This is a genomic window from Nocardiopsis sp. iso_40 (genome assembly GCF_056173285.1).
In genome coordinates this window covers 3370581-3391135 of sequence record NZ_CM149666.1, presented here as the reverse complement: position 1 = coordinate 3391135, position 20555 = coordinate 3370581, and the positions used below count along the sequence as shown (strand labels likewise).

Below are 20555 nucleotides of genomic sequence, written 5' to 3'. Positions count from 1 at the left end.
GACTATCCGTTCTTCGGGGTTCTGGGGAGGCTCCGGTTCCAGCGGCCGCGTCGCAGGAGCAGCTCGCGCAGCCCGAGGGTGTTGTCGGTGACGATTCCGTCCACCCCCGCGTCGAGCAGGCGTTCCATCACCTCGGGGTCGTTGATGGTCCACACGTGGACCTGCATGCCGAGCCGGTGCGCGGTGCGGATGACGTCCCGGCTGAGCAGGGGGAACCCGTTGTGGCTCAGGGGGATCTGGGCGCAGACCGGGACACGGCTGGCGACCGGGCGCAGAAACGGGGACAGGGAGGCCAGCCGGAGCCGGGCCACGTCCACCGGGCCGCAGGACGTGGCGACCCGGGGGCCGTAGAGGCGGCGTGCCCGGTCCAGGCGGTCCTGGTCGAAGGAGCCCACGCACACCCGGTCCCAGGCGTCGGTGCGGCGGAGCACCTCCAGCAGGGGCAGGACGGCGCCGTCCGACTTCAGGTCGATGTTGAAACGCGCCTGGGGCCAGGCGCCGAGCAGGTCCTCCAGCAGGGGCACCGGCTCCTTGCCCGCGACACGGGCGCGGGCGACCTCGCTGTGCGGCAGTTCGGAGATGGCGCCCGGCCGGTCGGTGGTGCGGTCCAGGGTGTCGTCGTGGAAGGCCATCAGCACGCCGTCACTGGTGGCGTGCACGTCCGTCTCCAGGTACGTGTAGCCCAGGTCCACGGCGTGTTGGAAGGCCGCGGCCGTGTTCTCCAGCTCGGTGCGGCGCTCGCCCTGGTCGTCGGTGAGCCATCCGCCGCGGTGGGCGAGGGCGACGGGCACGGGGGAGGAAAGGTACGCGTGTGTCACGTCTTGAAGTATGACGGTTCCCGGGTAGGGGGCGCTCGGGCCGGGTGCGTCGTGTCGACCGCCGGGGAAAGCTGGAATTCCAGGTGGCACGGGCGTCCGGTCGGCGGCTCCTTGTAGGGGGTAAGGGCTTCGTTCCTCCTCGGAAGGGATCTGTTCATGTCGCACTCCTCCCACGGCCACCCCTGTCGGCGCCCGCTCTGCGCCCGCGCGTCCGCCAACCCCTGGCGGCCGACGCGCACCCCCGCGCGCACCCCGGTCCGGGGCATGTCGGTGGGCCGGTGCGGGGCACCCCTGCTGGCGGGCCACCGGACCCCCGGGGACGTGCACCGGCTGGCCCAGCAGATGGCCGAGGTCCTTGTCGGCAGGCGCGCCCCCGAGGTGCTGCGCAACCAGGTGACGGTGCCGGTCCGGGAGGAGCTGCGTCGTCTGCGCGGCACGGTCGGGTGCGCCATGGCGCCCCGTCTGGCCAGGGTGTTCCACCAGCCGCTGGGTGCGTCTGGGGTGGAGGCCAGCGCCGTGATCGACTGCGACCGGCGCTCGCGGGTGTTCGCGTTCCGGCTGCGCAGGGAGGGCGGGCGCTGGGTCTGCACGCGTTTGGAGACCGACCGGGGGCACTGAGGTCCGGAGCGCCCCAGCGGTGACCGAAAAGACGGGAAGGCCTGGCTCTGCCCGGTTGCGCATCGATAGGGTCCGGGTGGGATGGCCCCCTGATCGGAGGCCTGACCGGGCCACCGGGATCCCAGTACCCAAGGGAAGGAGACGGTGGACGGGCCTGCGGGCTCGGCCGCCACTCGTGTATGAAACCCGCTGACATCGCCCGCCTGCACAGCATCGGCGCCCCCTCGCTGTCCCCTGACGGCAGCCGCGCGGTCTTCGCCGTAACCCGGCCCGACCTGGAGGAGGACGCCTACCCCGGCTCCCTGTGGAGCGTGCCCACCGACGGTTCCGAGCCGCCCCGCAAGCTCACCCGGGGCACGCGCGACAGCTCCCCGCTCTTCTCGCCCGACGGCCGTTGGATCGCCTTCCTCCGCCCCGACGAGGACAGGCACGCGCAGATCCACGTGCTGCCCGCCGACGGCGGCGAGCCGTGGAAGGTCACCGACCACCCCCTCGGGACGGGCCCGTTCAGTTGGAGCCCCGACTCCGCCCGACTGGCCTACAACGCGCGGGTGCCGGAGGAGAAGCGCTATGTGGACGGCACCCCGGACAACGAGCCGCCGCGCCGGATCACCGCACTGAAGTACCGGGCCGACGGCCTCGGGTTCACCAACGACCGGCGCCAGCACATCTTCGTCAGCGCTCCGGTCGACCCATCGGGCGAGGCGGGCGAGCCGGCCCGGATCACCGAGGGGGACGCCGACCACGGCCAGCCGGTCTGGACCCCGGACGGCAGCGGCCTGGTGTTCGACGCGGCCCTGCACCCGAGCCGCGACACCGACCTGTACACGGACCTGTGGACCTGCGCCCCCGAGCCCGGCGCGGAGCTGCGCAGGATCACCCGGGGCGACCTGGACGCGGGGGCCCCGAGCCTGTCCGGGGACGGTGCCACCGTGTACTTCCTCGGTGACGAGCTGGGCCCGGAGGGCGACGACTTCGTGGGCCGGGTGTCCGGCCTGTGGTCGGTCCCCTTCGACGGCTCCGGCGCTCCCCGGCGGCTGACCGGCACCGAGGACCCGCGGACCGTGCTCTCGCCCGGCACGCGCGCCCGGATGACGGACCACGGTGTCCTTGTGGCCGGTGAGAACCGCGGGGCGGTCGAGCTGTACCGGATCACCCCGGGCGGCGTGCGCACCACCCTGCTGGGCGGGCACGTCGAGGTGAGGGGCTTCGACCACGCGGGCGGGGTCACCGTCGCGGTGGCCGCCGGCGAGCGCGACAGCGGAGAGCTGTACGCGCTCGCGGGGGAGGGCGAGGGCGTCCGGGCCCTGACCTCCTTCACTGACCAGGCGCTGGATCCGCTGCCGGTGGTCGAGCTGACCGCCCGCACCGGGGACGGCAACGAGGTCCACGGCTGGGTGGCGGTCCCCGAGGGCGAGGGGCCCCATCCGGTGGTGCTGATGATCCACGGCGGCCCGTTCGCCCAGTACGGCTGGCAGCTCTTCGACGAGACCCAGGTCTACGCGGCGGCCGGGTACGCGGTGGTCTACTGCAACCCGCGCGGGTCGGCGGGTTACGGTCAGGAGCACGCCCGGTCGATCATCGGCTCGGTGGGCGCCGTCACCTCGATCGACGTCCTGGCCTTCCTGGACAAGGCGCTTGAGGACGACCGGCTGGACGCCTCCAGGGTGGGGGTGATGGGCGGTTCGCACGGCGGTTTCATGACCACGTGGATCGCCGCCCACCACGGCGAGCGCTTCCGCGCCGCGATCAGCGAGCGGGCGGTCAACGCGATCGACAGCTTCCACGGGTCCTCCGACATCGGCTCCCTCTTCCCGGAGCCGCTGTACGGACCGCCGGAGAGCTGGTACGAGGAGAGCCCGCTCACCTATGCGGACCGGATCGAGGGACCGTTCCTGATCATCCACTCCGAACAGGACTGGCGCTGCCCCGTCGAACAGGCCCAGCGCCTGTTCGTCTCGCTCAGGCGGCGCGGGGTCGAGACCGAGATGCTGCTGTTCCCGGGGGAGGGGCACGAGCTGTCGCGTTCGGGCCTGCCCAGCCACCGGGTGGCCCGGTTCGAGGCGGTCCTGGACTGGTGGGATCGCTACCTGTGACCTGCGCGGGGGCGGGCACTCGCGGCGCCCGCCCCCTTCCCCGATTCAATGTGAGACGCGTCACGGTAAAATCGGGGCTTGGTCTGGTTTTGGTGTGCTCTGCGTGGGATGAGGCGCCCCCAGTCGCGCTCGTGGCGGACTTTCCGGGGAGGGTGTGGTCCTCGCAGGTCAAGCGGGTTGCCCAGTGGGAGGTAACGAAAGGGTCGCGTCCGGTCCCGGGAATGAATTAGTGTTCCCCCAGGTCGGATTGTCCTAGTTCGTCACCACCAGGGTGGCAGCGTCCGACCCGCCGTTGCACCCTGCTCAACAGCTGTCCTTTTCCCATGAGCAGGGGCCGTCACGACACCCGGCGATCTCTCACGGCACCTCTCGCCGCCGCCGGATCCCCCTCGCCGCGCATCCCCGCGCCGACCCTCGGCGTGCCTTCGGGATGTTCAAGTGCCGGTAAACGGGTATGGGAGAAAGGCAGTCGGTGCTTTGACCCGCAATCCCGAACCCACCCGTCGTCTGACCACGGTCGGCTTCGTCGCCCTCGGTGCCGTGGTGCTCTCCTCCGGGGTGGCGCTGGCCGACCCCTCGGAGCCGGAGGCCCGTGAGCGCTACGAGGAGCTTCAGGAGGAGCTCTCCGAGCTGAACGCCGCCTACAACGAGGCGCAGGAGGACCACTCCTCGGCCCAGGCCGAGCTGGAGGACCTCCAGACGCAGTTGGAGCAGGCCCAGGAGGAGCTGGAAGCCGCTTCCGGTCAGGTCTCCGTGATCGTGCAGGGCGCCTACACCGGCGCCACCCACAGCTCCATGGGCGTCCTCTTCGGCGGTGAGGCCGACACCGCCCTGCAGAACATCGCTGACCTCGACTACCTCTCCGCGGGGCAGCAGACGGTGCTCGCCGACTACGTGAGCGGCGTCGAGCACGCCGAGGAGCTGTACAACGCGGCGGAGGCGACCGAGGAGGCCGCGGCCGAGTCCCTGGAAGCCGCCGAGACCGCCGTGTCCGAGGGCGAGACCGCCCTGGACGAGCAGGCCGAGGTGCTGGAGAGCCTGGGCGGCGTCGATCCGATCGCCGCCGAGGCCGTGGACGGCGGCGGAGCCAGCGGCTCCTCGGGGGGCACCGCCGCCGTGTCCGGTGACGTCCAGGCCGTCCTGGACTTCGCCCGGGCCCAGATCGGCAAGCCCTACGTGTGGGGCGGTACCGGTCCCGACGGCTACGACTGCTCCGGCCTCACCCAGGCCGCCTGGGCCCAGGCGGGCGTGAACCTGCCGCGCACCACCTACGACCAGGTCAACGCCGGGACTCCGGTCTCGCGCGACCAGCTCCAGCCCGGTGACCTGATGTTCTTCTACAGCGCCTCGGCCCCGAGCCACGTGGGCATCTACTCCGGCAACGGCATGATGATCCACGGCTCCAACCCGTCCAAGCCGCTGGAGGAGGTCTCACTGGCCGCCTACTGGGACGGCGTCTTCACCGGTGCCGTCCGTCCGGCCTGACCGGTCCCCGGCCCGCCCCCGGCGCCCGGGGTGCGGGCCGGGGACCCTGGCGGGAGTGCGGTCGCGTATTCTTCCGCGCATGGGACGTCTACTGCTCAGGGTCGCCGCCGGTGTCGCGGCCGTGATCGCCCTCTTCTGGCTGCTGTCGGTGATCGTCGGCCTGCTGGTCTGGCTCGTCATGATCGCTCTGGTCGTCGGGGTCGTCTTCCTCGGCGTCAGGATGCTGAAGGCGGACGCCCGCTCGGGGAGCTGAACCGGAGGAACTCCGGGAGCCGAACCGGACGGAGGGGCCGAGAGGCTGCTTCGGGGACTCCGGTCCGGGCGGTCGGCCCGGTCCGGCCCGGGTGGGCCGAGGGCTGTACATGCCGCACTGAAAGACCAAATCGGAGGGGACATTCGGTGCGCCGAGTCTCACTCCGGTTCCCCAGACATCGCTATAGTGACTCTGTGTCACTGAATAAGCACGTAGGGTCTCATGTTGACGGGGTGTCGCACCGCGGCCGGGTGGAGCGGGTATCGGCCCGTGTCTTCCGCAACGACTGGAGTGCGCTGACACCCCCCGCCATCGGCCGCTGGACACCGGAACTCAGTGTCAGCGTCATCATCCCCGCCAGGGGCGGCCAGGTCGGCCTCAACCTCGCCCTGGCAGCCCTGTGCGCCCAGACCTACCCGGCGCACCTGTTCGAGGTCGTGGTCGTCGACGACCACTCCGCGCCGCCCCTGAGCCTGCCCGACCTGCGCCCCGAGAGCTGCCGTGTGGTGGCCGCGCCCGACGGCGGCTGGGGGGCCGGATACGCCCGTGCCTACGGGGCGCACGCCAGCACCGGCGACATCCTGATGTGGATGGACGCCGACATGGTCGCCTGCCCCGAGTTCGTCGAGGCCCAGGCCCGCTGGCACCACACCCACGCCGAGTGCGTCACCCTCGGCCGGGTCCGCTTCACCGACGCCGAACCCCGCGGCCCCGAGGGCGTCCTCGCTGCGGCCCGGGCGGGCGAGCTGCACCGTGAACTGGACACCGGGGGGCGCCACGACTGGATCGAGCACCTCCTGGAGCAGAGCGACCGCCTGCGCGACGCCGACCACCTCGGCTTCCACGCCTACCTGGGCGCCGCAGCCGCCGTGCGGCGCAGCCTCTACGAGGCGGCCGGAGGCGTGGACCCCGACCTCGACCTGGGGCAGGACACCGAGTTCGGCTACCGGCTGTGGCAGGCCGGGGCGGTCATGGTCCCCGAACGCGACGCCACCGCCTGGCACGTGGGCCCGGCCTCCACGGCCCGCACCCGCCTGCCCTCGGAACGCTTCCGCACCGAGGTCCTGGCCGAACTCATGCCGCACCCGCACGCCTACCGGGAGCGGGTCCCCGTGCAGCGCCGACGCACTCCGCTGGTGCACGCCGTGGTGGACGTGGCCGGAGCCCCCTACGACCTGGTCCGCGGCTGCGTGGACCGGCTCCTCAACGGCACCGAGACCGACCTGGTCGTGACCCTGGTCGCCGACTGGGAGGGCGCCCGGGCGGCCCCGGGGGGACGCGAGGGGCCCCACCTGGACCTGCGCCTCGTCCAGGCCAACTACCTGCGCGAACCGCGCGTCTCCTTCGCCTCCGCCGCACCGAGGACCGGGTTCCCCTCACCCTTCCTCCTCCAGGTGCCCGTCGCCTGGGGGCTCGGGGAGCTGGCCCTGTCCCGCCTCCTCGCCAGCGCCGAACGCGCCCGCGCCGGGCTCACCGAACTCTTCCTCGCCGCCGCGCCCACCCGCGACGCCGGAGTGCGGCTGTGGCGCACCCGGGCCCTGGCCCGCGCCATGCGGGTGTGCGGAGAGGAGGAGGACCTGGCCGACGTGGTCGCCGAACTGCACGGCCGTTACCGGATCCACGGGGGTGAGGGCACTCTCACCGACCTGACCCTGCACCGTTCGGTCCCGCCCGCGCCCCGGTCCGGCGGCGGTGCCTGGCCGGTTCCGGGACCCCCGGCGGCCGACCGGGCCGACGGAGTCAACAGGATCGGCGGAGTCGGCGGGGCGGGGGGCGACAGGGCGGCCAGTGGAGCGGGCGGGGCCGGGAAGGGTGCGAAGGGCCCCCGGTCCGGCAGGGGAAGGGCCCGGGGCGGCAGGGTGCGGAACGAGGGCCCGGACCGACCGCGCAGACGGGGGCCGGGCGCCGTGTTGCGCTCCCTGTGGCACCGCGCCTGCCGCGCCTCCGGGCGGGAGATGCCCGACGAGTGGGACGAGGAGACCGGGCCCGGGGGCCCGACCGCTGCCGGATAGGCGGCTGAGGACACCCGTCCGAACGGCCGGACCCGCCGGGGCCGGATCAGGAGCCGATCGCCTCGATGGAGGCCAGGAGGTCGGCGCGCAGGGAGTCGTTGACCGGGGTCGAGTCGGTCTCCGCGGAGACCTCCTGCTGCCCCTCGGGGCTCACCACGTACCTCAGGAACGCCTTGACCCGCTCGGCCTCCTTCGGGTCCGGGTAGTCCAGGCACACCGTCTCGTAGCTGACCAGGACCATCGGGTAACTGCCCGGCTCGGTGGTGCCGTAGTCCAGGTCCAGCGCGAGGTCGTACTCGCTGGTGTTCTCCTCACGGCGGGGGGAGTCGGCCACGACCTGGGCGGCCGCCTCGGGAGCGATCTCGACGAACTCCCCGCCCACGCCGATGCTCACCGCGGACAGGCCGTGCAGGTGGGACATCTCCACGTACCCGATGGCGCCCTTCGCCCGTGAGACGGTGTCGGCGATACCGCTGTTGCCCTGGGCGGACTCGCGGGGGGTGATCGGCCACTGCCCGCCGGGCTCGTGCGGCCAGGAGTCGTCCGCGGCCGCCGAGAGGTAGTTGGTGAAGTTCTCCGTGGTGCCGGAGTCGTCAGCCCGGTTGACCGGGGTGATCGGCAGGTCGGGCAGGTCGGCCTCCGGGTTGTCCTGCGCGATCTCCGGGTCGTTCCAGTGCGTGATGTCCTGGTTGAAGATCCGCGCCAGGGTGTCCGGGCGGAGGTTCAGCGAGTCGATCCCCTCCAGGTTGAACACCACCGCGATCGCCACCACGTAGGCGGGCAGGTTGATGGTGTCGGAGCCGCCGCAACGCTCCAGGGCGTCCTCGTTCTCCTTGGGATCCATCGCCGCGTCCGTCCCGGCGAAGGTCACCGCACCGTCGATGAACTGGTTGCGGCCACCGCCCGAACCGATCGAGTCGTAGTAGATGCGCGCGTTCTCGCAGGCCGACTGGTAACCCGCGATCCACGTCGTCATCGCGTTCTCCTGGGCGCTGGACCCGGCGCCGTCCAGGCTGCCGGAGAAGCACTCCAGATCGTCGGGGACCGCCGGGGCCGCGCCCTGGACGGCCTCGTCGCTGCCGCAGGCCGTCGTCGCCAGCAGTAGTCCGGCCAGCGCGGCCGAGGCCGCGCCCCGGTAGGCGCCCGAACGGTGCCGGGGGTGGCGCTGGGAGCGGGACTGGGTGCGGGTGCGCTTGTTGGACGGGAGCACGCTGCTTCTATCCCCTTCGTCGGTGTCGGTGGTCCTGATTGTCTTCACCGCTCGCCACCGGTTCCCGGCGCGTTGTCGCTGGTAATGGAACACCGCCGAAGAATTTAACCATTGCCGGACCACCTTTCCCAACGCGGGTGTGTGCGGAACAGGACGTATCCGTGGCGCTTCGGGGGACTCCAGGTGGACAAAAGGTGAACTAAGGGTTTTTCGCTGGTGAAGGTTCGCGCTCGCGGTCCCGGGAGCGGCCGCGGCGGAAGGGCGAACGGAAGCAGGGACGGGACGGGGACGGGCAGGAACGGGGCGGGCCCGCACACGCATGACACGCCGATCCGACGGGCAGTGATCCCCCGTGATGAGTGCGCACAGCGACCCCCGGGACGGGTCCACGAACGGTTCCATGAACAGGTCCGCGACGCCTACGTCGACCTACCGGCTCCAGCTCCGGCCCGGGTTCGGCCTGGCCGAGGCGGCCGATCTGCTCGAGCACCTGCACCGGCTCGGCGTCGGCGCCGTGTACCTGTCACCCATCCTCACCGCGGCCCCCGGATCCGACCACGGCTACGACGTGGTGGATCCCACACGGGTCTCCGAGGCCCTCGGCGGTGAACGAGCCCACGCGGAACTCGCCGCACGGGCGCACGCACTCGGCATGGGTGTGGTCATCGACATCGTGCCCAACCACATGTCCGTGGCCCGCCCCGACGCCAACCCGTGGTGGTGGGACGTCCTCGCGCACGGCCGGGACTCGGTCTACGCACGCTGTTTCGACGTGGACTTCGACTCCGGGCCGATCCTGGTACCCGTCCTGGGTGACGACGGGGACGACGGCCGGGCGGCCCTGGCCGAACTCACCCTCACCGACGGCCACCTCGTCTACTTCGACAAACGCTTCCCCCTGGCGCCGGGCACGTACACCCCCGGCGACAGCGCCGCCGACGTGCACGAACGCCAGCACTACCGGCTGGTCTCCTGGCGGCGCGGCGACAGCGAACTCAACTACCGCCGATTCTTCGACGTCGACCACCTCGCCGCCGTCCGAGTCGAGGAGCCGGGCGTCTTCGACGCCACCCACGCCGAGATCCTCCGCTGGGCTGCGCAGGACGGGGCCGACGGCCTCCGGGTGGACCACGTCGACGGCCTCAGCGACCCCGGCGGCTACCTGCGCCGCCTCGCCGAGCGCTTCGACGGATGGATCGTGGTGGAGAAGATCCTCGCCCCCGGCGAGTCCCTGCCCGACTCCTGGCCGGTCGCCGGAACCACCGGTTACGACGCCCTGCGGGAGATCTGCGGGGTGTTCGTCGACCCCGACGCCGAACCCGTCCTGACCGCTCTGGCCCGGGAACGGGGCGTCCCCACAGACACCGGTGCCATCGACCACCAGGCCCGCTCCCAAGCCGCGGCGGAACTGCTGCGCGCCGAGGTGCGCCGGATCGCCGCGCTGCTGGCTGAAGGGGAGTGCGGGGAAGGTGGCGGCAGGGATGAGGACAGGCGCGACGGAAAGGAGCGCGGGGAGGGGGAGAACGGCCGGGAGACCGAGAACAGGAGGGAGGCCGTGGCCGAGCTCCTCACCTCCTTCGACGTCTACCGTTCCTACCTGCCCGAAGCCGAGTCGGCCTGGGCCCGGGCCGTACGCACCGCCGCCGAACGCCGACCCGACCTCGAACCCGTCCTGAAAACCGTCGACCGCACCGTCCGGGAGGACCCCCGCGGTGAACTCGCCCGCCGTGTCCAGCAGACCAGCGGCATGGTCGTGGCCATGGGCACCGAGAACACCGCCTTCTACCGGGGCACCCGCTTCGTCGCCCTGAACGAGGTCGGCGGCGACCCGGCCGGGTTCGGTGTGGACCCGGACTCCTTCCACGAGGCCAACCTCCGACGCGAGGCCGCCGAACCGCACACCATGACCGCGCTGTCCACCCACGACACCAAACGCTCCGAGGACGTGCGCGCCCGTCTGGCCGTCCTCTCGGAGATCCCGGAGGACTTCGCCGACGCCGTGCGCCGCTGGAGCGCACGGGCGCCCCTGCCCGAACCGTCGCTCGACCTCCTCGGCTGGCAGACCCTCCTGGGGGCCTGGCCCCTGTCCGATGAACGCCTGGTCGAGTACCTGCTCAAGGCGGCACGGGAAGCCCGCCTGGGTACGTCCTGGACCGCGCAGGCCCCCGACTTCGAGGACCGGATCCGGGACTGGCCCGCCCGGCTGCGCGCGGACACCGACCTGTACGCCGAGATCAGGGCCATGGCCGAGTCCCTCCGGCAACCGGGATGGAGCAACTCCCTGGGACAGAAGGCCGTCCAGCTCCTGGGCCCGGGCGTGCCCGACGTCTACCAGGGCACCGAACTGTGGGACCTGTCCCTGGTCGATCCGGACAACCGCAGGCCCGTCGACCACCGGGCCCGGGCCGCGCTCCTGGCCCGGATCGAACAGGGGTGGCGTCCGCCCGTCGACGAGAGCGGCGCGGCCAAACTCCACCTGCTCCGCACCTGCCTGAGCGCCCGCCGGGAACTGGGCCCCGCCGGATACCTTCCGCTGACCGCGCAGGGGTCCTCCGCCGCGCACGCCCTGGCCTTCGCCCGCACCACCCGGGGCTCCCGCCGACCGGCCCTGGCGGTGGTGGCGACCAGGCTGCCGCTGACCCTGGCCGACGCGGGCGGCTGGGGCGACACGGTTCTCCCCCTGCCCTCGGGCCCGGGGGAGTGGACCGACCGCCTCACCGGCCGGACCATCGCCCCGACCCGGATGGACGGCCTGACCACGGCCCACCTGGCCGAGGTACTCGACACCTACCCGGTGGCGGTGCTGGTGCGGGAGTGATGGAGCTGGGGTGTTGGTGTGGAGGGCTGAGGCGGGCTGCACCGGTAGGCTGACCGCGATCATGACGAACACCCACACCGGCCCCGAGCTGCGCATGCCCGCCTCCGTCGCGGCCTCCCTGACCTGCCCCGTCTGCGGACGGTACCTGGAACGGGGACCCCGGGGCCTGACCTGTGCGGACGGGCACAGTTTCAATATCGCCCGGGAGGGCTACGCGGGCCTGCTCACCGGAGCCACCCCGCCCGGGACCGGCGACAGCAAGGAGATGGTCGCCGCCCGCCTCCGCTTCCAGGGCCGCGGGCACTACGACCCCATCGGCCTGGCCTTGGCCGAAGAGTTGACGACGGCCCGGATCGGTGCTGGGAGCGTCATCGTCGACGTCGGCGGCGGCACCGGCCACTACCTCACCCAGGTCCTGGACGAACTCCCCGACGCGGTCGGCCTGACCACCGACGTCTCCAAGTTCGCCGCACGGAAGGCGGCCAGGGCACACCCCCGCAGCGGAGCGGTCACCGCTGACTCCTGGCGCGCCCTGCCGCTCGCCGACGGCACCGCCGACGCCGTACTCAACGTCTTCGCTCCCCGCAACGCCCCCGAGTTCCACCGCGTACTCAAACCCGGTGGCGTGCTCGTGGTGGTCACCCCCGAGGCCGACCACCTCACCGAGCCCCGGGCCGCCCTAGGCCTGCTGGACGTCGACCCCCGCAAGGGCGAGCGCCTTGCCGAAAGCCTCGGGGACCACTTCTCACCGGAGGCCAGCAGGCAGGTGTGCTTCACCATGGAGCTGTCCCACGAGGACGTTCTGACTGTTGTGGGCATGGGCCCCAGCGCCCGGCACACCACCCCGGAGGATCTGGCCGAGCGGGTCGGGAAGCTCCCCGCCCCCATGGCGGTCACCGCCTCCGTCCGACTCCGGGCCTACCGGGCCAGGTAACACAGGCGGGGCGTTGAAGCCGGCTCCCACCAGGAAGTACGGAGCACCGGACTTCTAATCCGATGGCCGCAGGTTCGAATCCTGCCGGGTGCGCCACAAAACCCCAGTTCAAAAGGGGTGTGCGAGTCGAACAGGCGAGGCGCGAGGCCCAGATCTGGGCCTGAAATGCTCCGTGTGTGCTCCCGAGTGCAAGGTCCCGTACAGGTGGGCACCCACCTCCCGGAGCATTTTGCCATCCCGTGACCCTGCGGGTGCGCCGCATGTCCACCCTCCAGCGCCCCACAGCCGCCCCGCCACGGGCGACCCCGACTCTGTCCCTAACCGGTACAACAGCCGCCCACATACCCGGCAACGGCGTCACAGGCCCACTACACGGCACGCCCATGTCACGGATCCGCTGGATCCCGGCCCACGGCCGACGGCGACGGGGACCGAACCGTCGGAGGCGCCCCCACTCGCCCAGTTGAAGGCCGAGCGTCGGCTTGTCGGATCCAGCGCCTAGAGTCACCCCTGCCCTGCACAGCCCGCACACCGGAAGACCCATATGAGCCGCCGCACCCCGCCCCGCCCGGTCGACATCGAGGACCTCTTCCCCGAACTGCGCCCCTGGCGCAGGGGAGCGGTCCGCCTGCACCCGCGTTCGGGCAGCCCCTCCATCCACGACAGCTCCGTCGGCGGCCCGCTCCTGTGGCCCCAGGACCAGCCCTGGCCCGTATGCGACGGCGAACACTACGACCGCAACACCAGCGAACCCTACGAAGGAGAGGTCGACCTCGTCCCCATCGTCCAGCTCCACCGGGACCACACCCCCGACGTCCCTTTCCCTCCGGGACGCGACCTCCTCCAGGTGCTGTGGTGCCCCTACGACCACGGTGAACTGCTCTGCCCCCTACCCCAGGTGTACTGGCGCAGCTCACACTCCGTGCACCAGGTCAGGCCCACACCCTCCCCGCACGCCGAAGCATCAAAGAAGTACATCCCCGACCCCTGCACGCTCCACCCCGAAACGGTGAGCGAGTACCCCAGCTGGGACCTCCCGGAGGACCTGGACGACCTCCTGTGTGAGCGCTTCGACCAACTGGAGCGGGACACCGGCTGGAGCTACCAGTACCACCTTTCTGACGCCCCCGGCATCAAGATCGGCGGCTACCCGGGCTGGACCCAGGACCCAGTGTGGCCGGAATGCGGCTCGTGCGAGCAGACCATGGACCACCTCCTCACCGTCTCCAGCTGGGAGTACGACGGGGAATCCTGGCACACCTGGCTCCCTGTGGAGGACCGGCCGAACAACGGCCAGGAGCCATGGGGCCACGAACGGGCCCGCGCGGCGCAGAACCCCGCCGACCTGATGCTGGGAGACGCCGGTGGCGTGTACGTCTTCGAGTGCCGGTCCTGCCCCGACCGCCCCACCGACCACTGGTTCGACCGCTCCTGAACCCGTCACCCCTGCTCCGGACACCCCCGCCGCACTGTCATGCAGTCATACCGGGAGGACGCCGCAGGAGAATACCGGCATGATCGATGCGATCGTTACCACCGACTGGGAGGCCATTCCGGGCCCCGCGGACTACTACCGCTCGGCCGCGGCGCGCGAGGGCCTGCTCGGTCTCGCCCACGCCCGTGGCCGGATAGACGCCGCGTCGGCGGCCTCCCTCCTGGCGGGAGGAGGAATCGTCCATGACCACAGCGGCACGGTCCTGCCCGCCGCGGTCCAGGCGGCACCGATCCTGCTCGGGATCGCGGACGAGGGCTGTGACGCGGCCCGGGCGGCTGCGCTGGAGCTTCTCGAGTATGCGTTGTGGTTCCGTCCCTGGCCGGGGTCGGCTCGCACACAGAGGGCTGTTCGTCTGTGCTGCGCGATCGCCGCTCACATCCACACCCGAGGTCCTGCCCTGGCCGGGCTCGGTGACCGAAGCCGTTCTCTGCTCGCCACCGCACGGGAGCACTGGCGGGTGGATATCGAGGAGGCCTGTGTCGAAGGCCCCGACACCCTGGTGTTCGGCACCGTGACCGGACCCCTTCCAGAGCTCTCTCAAGAGGTGGAGCTCCATGCGGATGGCGAGGTAGTCCGCGTGTGCACCATGGCCGTGGAGTATCCGGCGACCGACAGGCAGGCCCAGGTGTGTGTTCGTCTGGCCGACAAGAAACTGCCGGAGATCCACGCCGGTGCCAACTTGTACAGCGGATCCTGCGGCACACAGCCATCGGACCTTTGATCCGATGGTCGACCACCCCAGGGCGTGAGGAAACCCCAGGCCAGGACGGGTGAACCCACATTCCCACCTGAGGTCAGCGGCCCTGAGGTGCTCCTGGTGTGCTCCCCGGAACCGGCTACCGCCGCACCGGGGCCAAGTCGCTCACCTCAGCCGGAGGCACCGCAGCGCGGCGGTCGCCCCGGCCTCCGTCGTCGCCGCATGCGGGAACACGCTCTGGCAGGTGTGCAGTGTGAAGTACATGAAGGAGCGCCCTAACTGTACTGCCCTGAGAGGTTAGGTACGCGGGTGGTGGGAGGGCCGCTGATCGCGGTGTGGAACCGGTGGTGATTGTAGTGGTGCAACCATCCGGTGAACGCCTCCCGCCTCTGGCTCTCGCTGGTGTAGGGGCGGGCGTAGGCCCATTCATCGACCAGGGTCCGGTTGAACCGCTCGACCTTGCCGTTGGTCTGGGGCCGGTAGGGGCGGGTGCGCTTGTGTTTGACGCCCTGGTCGGCGAGCAGGTCCCGCCAGGCGTGGGACTTGTAGCAGGCCCCGTTGTCGGTCAGTACCCGCTCCACCGTGATCCCGGCCGAGCTGAAGTAGGCGTGGGCACGCTTCCAGAAGCCGGTGGCGGTCTCCTTCTTCTCGTCGGTCAGGAGCTCGCTGTAGGCCAGCCGGGAGTGGTCGTCCACGGCGTTGTGCAGGTAGGCGTACCCGGCCTTGGCGCGGTTTTTGCGGCCCTGGGGTCGTCCCAGCGCTCGGTGGCCGCCTCCGTCGGGGATGTTGCCGAGCTTCTTGATGTCCACGTGCACCAGCTCGCCGGGCCGGGAGTGCTCAAAGCGGCGCACCACACGGCCGGTGGCCCGGTCGGTGTGGGCCAGGCGGGCGCACTTGTAGCGGGTCAGGACGCGGTGGACGGTCGAGGTGTGCATGCCCAGGTGGCCGCCGATACGGGCGGGCCCCCAGCGTTTGGTCACACGGAGTTTGATGACGCGGCGTTCGCGGCGGGTGGGGGTGCGCCGGGGCGAGTGGGCCGGCCGGCTGGAGCGGTCACCCATCCCGGCCTGGCCGTGGGTGCGGTAGCGGCTCGCCCAGCGCCTGGTGGTGCTCACGCTGGTCTGGAAGCGTTCGGCGGCCCGGCGCAGAGTCCATCCGTCTTCGACTACGCAGCGGGCCAACGCCAGGCGTCCGGTGGGTGTGAGACGGGCGTTGGCATGGGTAATGTGGGCCACGGAGGGCCTCCTGACCTACTTCAGGTGTTGATCTAGACAATCCACACCTATGTCGGAGGCCCTCTCTTGCTGTCAAATCACTGCCGGACTGTACTCAACCTCCGTGGTCAGTACATCTAGCTCCAACGCGAAGTACCAACTCCCATGCCCCCTACGCGCCAACCCGGGGCACCGACCCTCCCGAGCCTTCACACCATTCCCCCCGCGGCACCCGCACCGCTTGCACACCCAACCCGATCCAGACACGACGAACACCCCCACAACCAGTGTCCGCCCCAGAACGGGATAGAGGCGATGTCCCCCTGTCGGTGGGTGAGCGACCTTCAGGTTCGCTCACCCACTTCCCGGGTGACAGGAGGCGATCCCGGCAACACACCAGAGCCTTCACACACTCAGCCTCCGAAGACACGACGAGCTTCTAAGGTGATGGTGTGGACTTCAACGCCGATGCGTGGGCGCACCTCCGAGCCACCCGCGCCAATCCACCAGCCCCTGCCCGTGGGTGTGAACAGCGAAGTGTGACCTACCAGTTCGGGCTGGAACAGGCCGAGCAACTGTTCCGACAAGCGGCCACGGCTTCACCCGCGACCCGCCCCCTACGCCTCTTCTACGGCCTCAGCTAAGCCGGAAGAGCGATCGCAGCAGCCACATCTACGGCTACCGACGACGACTGGAAACTCACGGGACACGGCATCCGCGCCAAGAACTTGTCCGATCAACTCCCTGACGTGCAGATCTCGACCGAGGCACCAGGTACAAAAGGAAGCTTCGCTCGGTTGTCCCAGTTCCTGGGCTCACCTGTCTGGGGCAAGACATCAGTGCCTCTAAAGCTGCTGTGGGACTGCCTGCCCGAAGCCGAGAAGTGGCCGCTATGCCACTCACTCACCCAGCAACGACGCATCCCGCTCCAGGCCGACTACCGGATTCCTGCGATCGAGCAGCCAATAGTCCGCGCGGTAGTGCGGCCGCTGCCGCACCGGGTGGTCTCCTCTCCCCACCTCCAGCCACTCTCCGAGTACCTGGGCGGCTTCCCCGACGTGTTGGGGTACGACTTCGACCGCACCGGGCCAGGCGTGGACGCCGCCCCCGCCTACCAGCCGCTGGGCGATGAGGCCGACGAGGTCACGCTGAAGTGGACAGCAGACCTGGGGGAGCACTACACCGCCTGCGTCGAGCTACTCAACGCCAAGACGCGAGCCTACCTGGGCGACCGGTACTTCTTCCCTGGCCCTGGCACGCCTGGCGCGGACCGCGGCTTGCACCCGCTCATGGCGTGGTGGGCGGTGCTGTACGCCTTGTCGATGCTGGCCCGCTACCAACCGGTCGAGTGGGCGCGACACATCGATGTGAACACCAGTGAGTCTGCCGTGCCGATCGAAGAGCTCCTACGCGCAGCGTTGGGCATCCTTCCGGAGCTGATCCGGGAAACCATCAATGAGGTCCGAAGGACCGTCACATGATCGGCGACGAGACCCGTCCCCTCAGGCTCCTACAGACCTGACTTTTCCGGGGCCCTGCCACATCCCCGAACCCAATAATCAAACTTCATCCAGCCTCCGAAGCCGAAATAGACCCGAGAAATTCTCGATTCTCAATTATCTGGCCAAGGCCATTCAATAAATATATTTGAATCATCAAAAGAATCTGCAACGATTTCACAATCTAATACCCTGGTCGCAGCCTTGTAAATATATTCACTCACGGACATTTCATGCTCACACCACCAACCGTTGCGCTCCTTGGCTAGTATTTTCCACCCTCCCGGAGGTCCATCTACATACCAATAGAACTCATCTCCAATGAAGTCCTTGCCCCACTTCAACAACCCAGGAACCATCGGATAAAAATCAGGAAATTCCGAGTGCCCATCCAGCAGTGATCCATCCATTCTTTGTGGCACATCGCCCACAAAAGGATCCTCCGCAAGGAATTCCTCAAATTCTTCCTTGCTCTCCCTGGTTGCGATCATAAGATCTGAATCACCCGGAGTTCCAGCGCGAGGTGTTATTAGAGAGACAGAACCCAGGTTCACAGTAAAATACTTAGAGGCAAGAATCTTGTAGTCTTCGGGAAGCGTCAGACCCATCGACCTCTCTACTTGACTCCATGCAATCGGCTCCTTATCTTCAACCGTACTCTCACCCACCAGTTCAGTTATCTTCTCTACATAATCCATAGAAACCCTCAAATCATCAAAAATCATCCATACTTTCCGGCTTTGGCCCTCTGCACACACTTCCGTCAACCCTCCCCCCTTCTGCATATCTCTTTCTATTATTGAGGATGCAATGACCCCAAGCAAAAGACCCGCAGGATTTTGCGGGTTGGCTCAGGCCACCCCGGCCCTGCTGGCCAGGGGGCGCAGTTCCGGTGTGGAGCGCCGGTGCTCCCTGCGCAGCAGTTCGGTCAGCACCCCGGCGGTTCCGGGGTGGTAGCGGATGAGTTCGGGGGCGAGCCGTTCGGCGTCCAGCAGGGTGTGGACCGCTGCGGCGTCCTGGCGGCGCTGGGTGTAGGCGCGGGCCAAGTCCAAACAGACCTGGTCCCGCCGGCCGACCAGACCCGCAGGCAGCGTGCCCACGTCCAGGTCCTCCCCCTCTTCCACTGCGGTGCGGGCGTCACCGATCGCCACAGCGGTGCTGATGGTGTGGATGGCCACGTTCGTGGGACCGAACGCGGTCCCATGCAGGTTGTAGTCACCGCCCAAACGGGTCGCAGCACGGCGGGCCTGGCGTAGGAAGCGCGGTACCGCCGCACGGTCGAACTCCGCGGCGGCGGCCGTGGCGGCGGCGAGGTGGAGACCGCCATAGACACTCAGCTCCTCGGGGGTTCCGGGGCGCATGCGGCGCTCCAGCGCCGAGGCCGCGCCCATCGCAAGCTCCGCCGCTTCAGCGGGCCGCCCGCGCGAGATGAACACGTAGGCGAGCCGGTAGGCGCCCACTGCGGTCAGCAACGTTTGGTCGGCCCACTCGGCGGCTGACATGGCGCGGTCGGCGGCCTGCCAGGCCAGGTCCTTCTCCCCGACTCGGCGCAGTAGGGCGGCGGTGGTGTTGTAGACCATGGCTCGGGCCGAGCACACGGCGGGCCGGTCGGAGCCGGGGGTGTGTGCGGCGGCTTCGGCCTCGCGGATGAGCCGGGGCAGGCGGCGTCCGACCTCGTCGTAGCGGGCCGCTTGGTAGGCGGCGTAGGTCTGGTGTGCCTGGACCGAGAGCGCAGCGGGGTCGACGCGGGGTTCGGTGCCGGTCTCGGCGACGATGGTTTCCAGGGTGGAGTAGCGCATCATGGCCCGCTCGATCGCGCGGGCGGCGTCGTAGCGCATGTCGGTGACCGTCTCGCTTTCGGTTCCGGTCAGCTCGGTCAGGTCCAGGCGCAGGACGCGGGCCAGGCGGGTGAGGATCTCGTGGGAGTCCACCGACAAGATGCCGCGTTCGACCTGGGAGAGCCAGGACTCGGAGCGTCCCACGAGTCCGGCGAGCACGCTCTGGGAGTAGCCGTGCCGTCGTCAGGCGCGTTTGATCGTCTGGCCTCGAGTGGCGGGGTCCACGCTGTGCCTTTCGGTCAGAGGCGGTTGACGGTGTCGATGACCTGCTGCCAGGAGGGCAGACGGTTCTCATAGGGGGCATCGGGGTCGTGCAGGACGGTGACCGGCTCTATCGCGCTCAGCGTTTCCAGGGAGCGGACGAAGGCCGGGTGGGTGGCGAGTTGGGGTTTGCAGTGCGGCACCACCACGGTGGGTACCCCGTATCCGACCATCTCGCACAAAAGAGCGATCGCGAAGTTGTCCGCCAGCCCCTGGGCGAACTTGTTTGTCGAGTTGAAGGTCAGCGGACAGGCCAACACGACGTCGGCAGGTGGAAGGGGTTTGCTCTGGCCGGGCATCCGGAACACCACACGGACCGGCTCGCCCGTCAGCTCCGCCAACTGGTTGTGGTCGTGGAAGTCCGCGCCCGTCGGGGTGGACAACACCGTCACCTGCCAGCCGTGGCTGTGCAGGGCCCGGACAAGCTCGGTCACCCCTTCCGGGGCGGGGGCTCCGGACAACACCAGGTACAGGGTTCTCGGCATGAACCCGAGTCTAGAGGCGCACCACGCAGACGAGCCGCCACTTCTCGATCCTCAGGTGAGGGCCGGTGGGCGAGTGACGGGAGGCGATCCCGGTGCCGGACAGGTTGGAACACGGCCGACAGGCGCTCACCCCGGCGCAACGTCATCGCGGCTGGACGACCAGATGCCCACGAGCCCCGCGACGATGACGGTGAGGTACAGCGTCCCGACGACGGAGAGCAGGGAGCCGAGCGAACGCGCCCAGGGGGTCACCGTCAGCACGTCGCCGTACCCGAGCGTGGCCAGGGTGACGTAGGAGTAGTAGAGCATCCGCTGCCACGTCAACGACCCGTCGGCCCGGGGGGCCTCAAAACTGCCCGGCGCGGCGATCTCGAGCAGGGTGAGGCTCGCCGCGGCCAGCCCGCCCAGGATGAGGTAGGCGGTGATCGCCGCGAGCACGAGGTCGATGCCCGGCACGCGGCTGCGCCGCAAGACGAACCGCATGAGCGAGAACAGCAGGGTCGCCATCGACAGCGCCACGATGGTCAGCATCACAACGGCCGCAGGCGTGCTGTCCTGGGCGAGGGAGAACCAGGTGCCCGCGCACAGGAAGACGGTGGTGACGGCGATCAGCGGGCGGTACGTCTCGCCCCGCACCAGAGAGGAATCCACGTGAGCGCGATAAAGACCCGGGGTCTGCTGCGCACCGAGGACACCAGGGAGCACGTCGGTCCCATCGAGCTGCTCTTCGACCTGGTCTACGTCTTCACCATCATCCAACTGTCCCACTACGTGGCGGCCCACCTGGACGTCCTCGGCGTCGCCGAGGCAGCGGTGCTGTTC

General features: G+C 69.7%; 15 protein-coding genes and 3 pseudogenes. 11 read left to right on the top strand and 7 right to left on the bottom strand.

Going from position 1 to position 20555, the window contains the following annotated elements:
• Nucleotides 1-2 precede the first annotated feature (2 nt).
• The gene (locus AC0VYD_RS14875) at nt 3-818 is read right to left on the bottom strand and encodes a glycerophosphodiester phosphodiesterase family protein (protein ID WP_475476129.1); all 816 of its coding nucleotides are present in this window, start codon (nt 816-818) and stop codon (nt 3-5) included.
• A 156-nt stretch (nt 819-974) separates the two neighbouring features.
• Here AC0VYD_RS14875 and AC0VYD_RS14870 point away from each other — a divergent pair, with 156 nt between their 5' ends.
• The 5 genes from AC0VYD_RS14870 to AC0VYD_RS14850 all read left to right on the top strand — a co-directional run bounded on the left by AC0VYD_RS14870 (nt 975) and on the right by AC0VYD_RS14850 (nt 7282).
• The gene (locus tag AC0VYD_RS14870; RefSeq protein ID WP_475476128.1) at nt 975-1436 is read left to right on the top strand and encodes an Rv3235 family protein; all 462 of its coding nucleotides are present in this window, start codon (nt 975-977) and stop codon (nt 1434-1436) included.
• A gap of 179 nt (nt 1437-1615) precedes the next feature.
• Nucleotides 1616-3532, top strand: a complete 1917-nt coding sequence (locus AC0VYD_RS14865; RefSeq protein WP_475476127.1) for a S9 family peptidase — start codon at nt 1616-1618, stop codon at nt 3530-3532.
• A 477-nt stretch (nt 3533-4009) separates the two neighbouring features.
• Nucleotides 4010-5017 (top strand): C40 family peptidase, encoded by a 1008-nt coding sequence (locus AC0VYD_RS14860; RefSeq protein ID WP_475476126.1) that lies wholly within the window; start codon nt 4010-4012, stop codon nt 5015-5017.
• Between the two features lie 79 nt (nt 5018-5096).
• Nucleotides 5097-5270, top strand: a complete 174-nt coding sequence (locus AC0VYD_RS14855; protein ID WP_475476125.1) for a hypothetical protein — start codon at nt 5097-5099, stop codon at nt 5268-5270.
• 233 nt (nt 5271-5503) lie between these two features.
• Nucleotides 5504-7282 (top strand): glycosyltransferase family 2 protein, encoded by a 1779-nt coding sequence (locus AC0VYD_RS14850; RefSeq protein WP_475476124.1) that lies wholly within the window; start codon nt 5504-5506, stop codon nt 7280-7282.
• A 46-nt stretch (nt 7283-7328) separates the two neighbouring features.
• Here the strand turns inward: AC0VYD_RS14850 and pstS are convergent, their stop codons facing one another.
• Nucleotides 7329-8492 (bottom strand): phosphate ABC transporter substrate-binding protein PstS, encoded by a 1164-nt coding sequence (gene pstS, locus AC0VYD_RS14845; protein WP_475480271.1) that lies wholly within the window; start codon nt 8490-8492, stop codon nt 7329-7331.
• Nucleotides 8493-8892: 400 nt separating this feature from the next.
• On the opposite strand from pstS, the gene treY reads away from it, so the two are divergent.
• From treY to AC0VYD_RS14825, 4 genes are all read left to right on the top strand, one after another.
• Nucleotides 8893-11310 carry a malto-oligosyltrehalose synthase gene (gene treY / locus AC0VYD_RS14840; RefSeq protein ID WP_475476123.1) on the top strand — a complete coding sequence of 806 codons (2418 nt, stop codon included), beginning with the start codon at nt 8893-8895 and terminating at the stop codon, nt 11308-11310.
• A 61-nt stretch (nt 11311-11371) separates the two neighbouring features.
• Nucleotides 11372-12244, top strand: coding sequence for a putative RNA methyltransferase (locus AC0VYD_RS14835; RefSeq protein ID WP_475476122.1), 873 nt, complete (start codon nt 11372-11374; stop codon nt 12242-12244).
• Nucleotides 12245-12788: 544 nt separating this feature from the next.
• Nucleotides 12789-13679 (top strand): YwqG family protein, encoded by an 891-nt coding sequence (locus tag AC0VYD_RS14830; RefSeq protein WP_475476121.1) that lies wholly within the window; start codon nt 12789-12791, stop codon nt 13677-13679.
• A 79-nt stretch (nt 13680-13758) separates the two neighbouring features.
• A complete protein-coding gene (locus AC0VYD_RS14825; RefSeq protein ID WP_475476120.1) occupies nt 13759-14460 on the top strand; it encodes a hypothetical protein in 702 nt (233 codons plus the stop codon).
• Nucleotides 14461-14711: 251 nt separating this feature from the next.
• On the opposite strand, the gene AC0VYD_RS14820 is transcribed toward AC0VYD_RS14825, so the two are convergent.
• On the bottom strand, nt 14712-15662 hold the full coding sequence (locus tag AC0VYD_RS14820; RefSeq protein WP_475480270.1) for an IS481 family transposase: 951 nt from the start codon (nt 15660-15662) through the stop codon (nt 14712-14714).
• Between the two features lie 440 nt (nt 15663-16102).
• Between AC0VYD_RS14820 and AC0VYD_RS14815 the strand changes: the two are divergent.
• A pseudogene (locus tag AC0VYD_RS14815) lies at nt 16103-17131 on the top strand (YaaC family protein).
• 131 nt (nt 17132-17262) lie between these two features.
• Here AC0VYD_RS14815 and AC0VYD_RS14810 read toward each other — a convergent pair.
• The 4 genes and pseudogenes from AC0VYD_RS14810 to AC0VYD_RS14795 form a co-directional block, all read right to left on the bottom strand.
• Nucleotides 17263-17874 (bottom strand): hypothetical protein, encoded by a 612-nt coding sequence (locus AC0VYD_RS14810; RefSeq protein ID WP_475476119.1) that lies wholly within the window; start codon nt 17872-17874, stop codon nt 17263-17265.
• A gap of 126 nt (nt 17875-18000) precedes the next feature.
• Nucleotides 18001-19155 (bottom strand): annotated as a pseudogene (locus AC0VYD_RS14805) (helix-turn-helix domain-containing protein); the annotation flags it as partial.
• Between the two features lie 71 nt (nt 19156-19226).
• Nucleotides 19227-19733 carry a flavoprotein gene (locus AC0VYD_RS14800; RefSeq protein WP_475476118.1) on the bottom strand — a complete coding sequence of 169 codons (507 nt, stop codon included), beginning with the start codon at nt 19731-19733 and terminating at the stop codon, nt 19227-19229.
• A gap of 126 nt (nt 19734-19859) precedes the next feature.
• Entirely contained in the window at nt 19860-20369 is a 510-nt protein-coding gene (locus AC0VYD_RS14795; RefSeq protein ID WP_475476117.1) for an ion channel, read from the bottom strand.
• A 15-nt stretch (nt 20370-20384) separates the two neighbouring features.
• Here AC0VYD_RS14795 and AC0VYD_RS14790 point away from each other — a divergent pair.
• Nucleotides 20385-20525 (top strand): annotated as a pseudogene (locus AC0VYD_RS14790) (hypothetical protein); the annotation flags it as partial.
• Between the last annotated feature and the right edge of the window lie 30 nt (nt 20526-20555).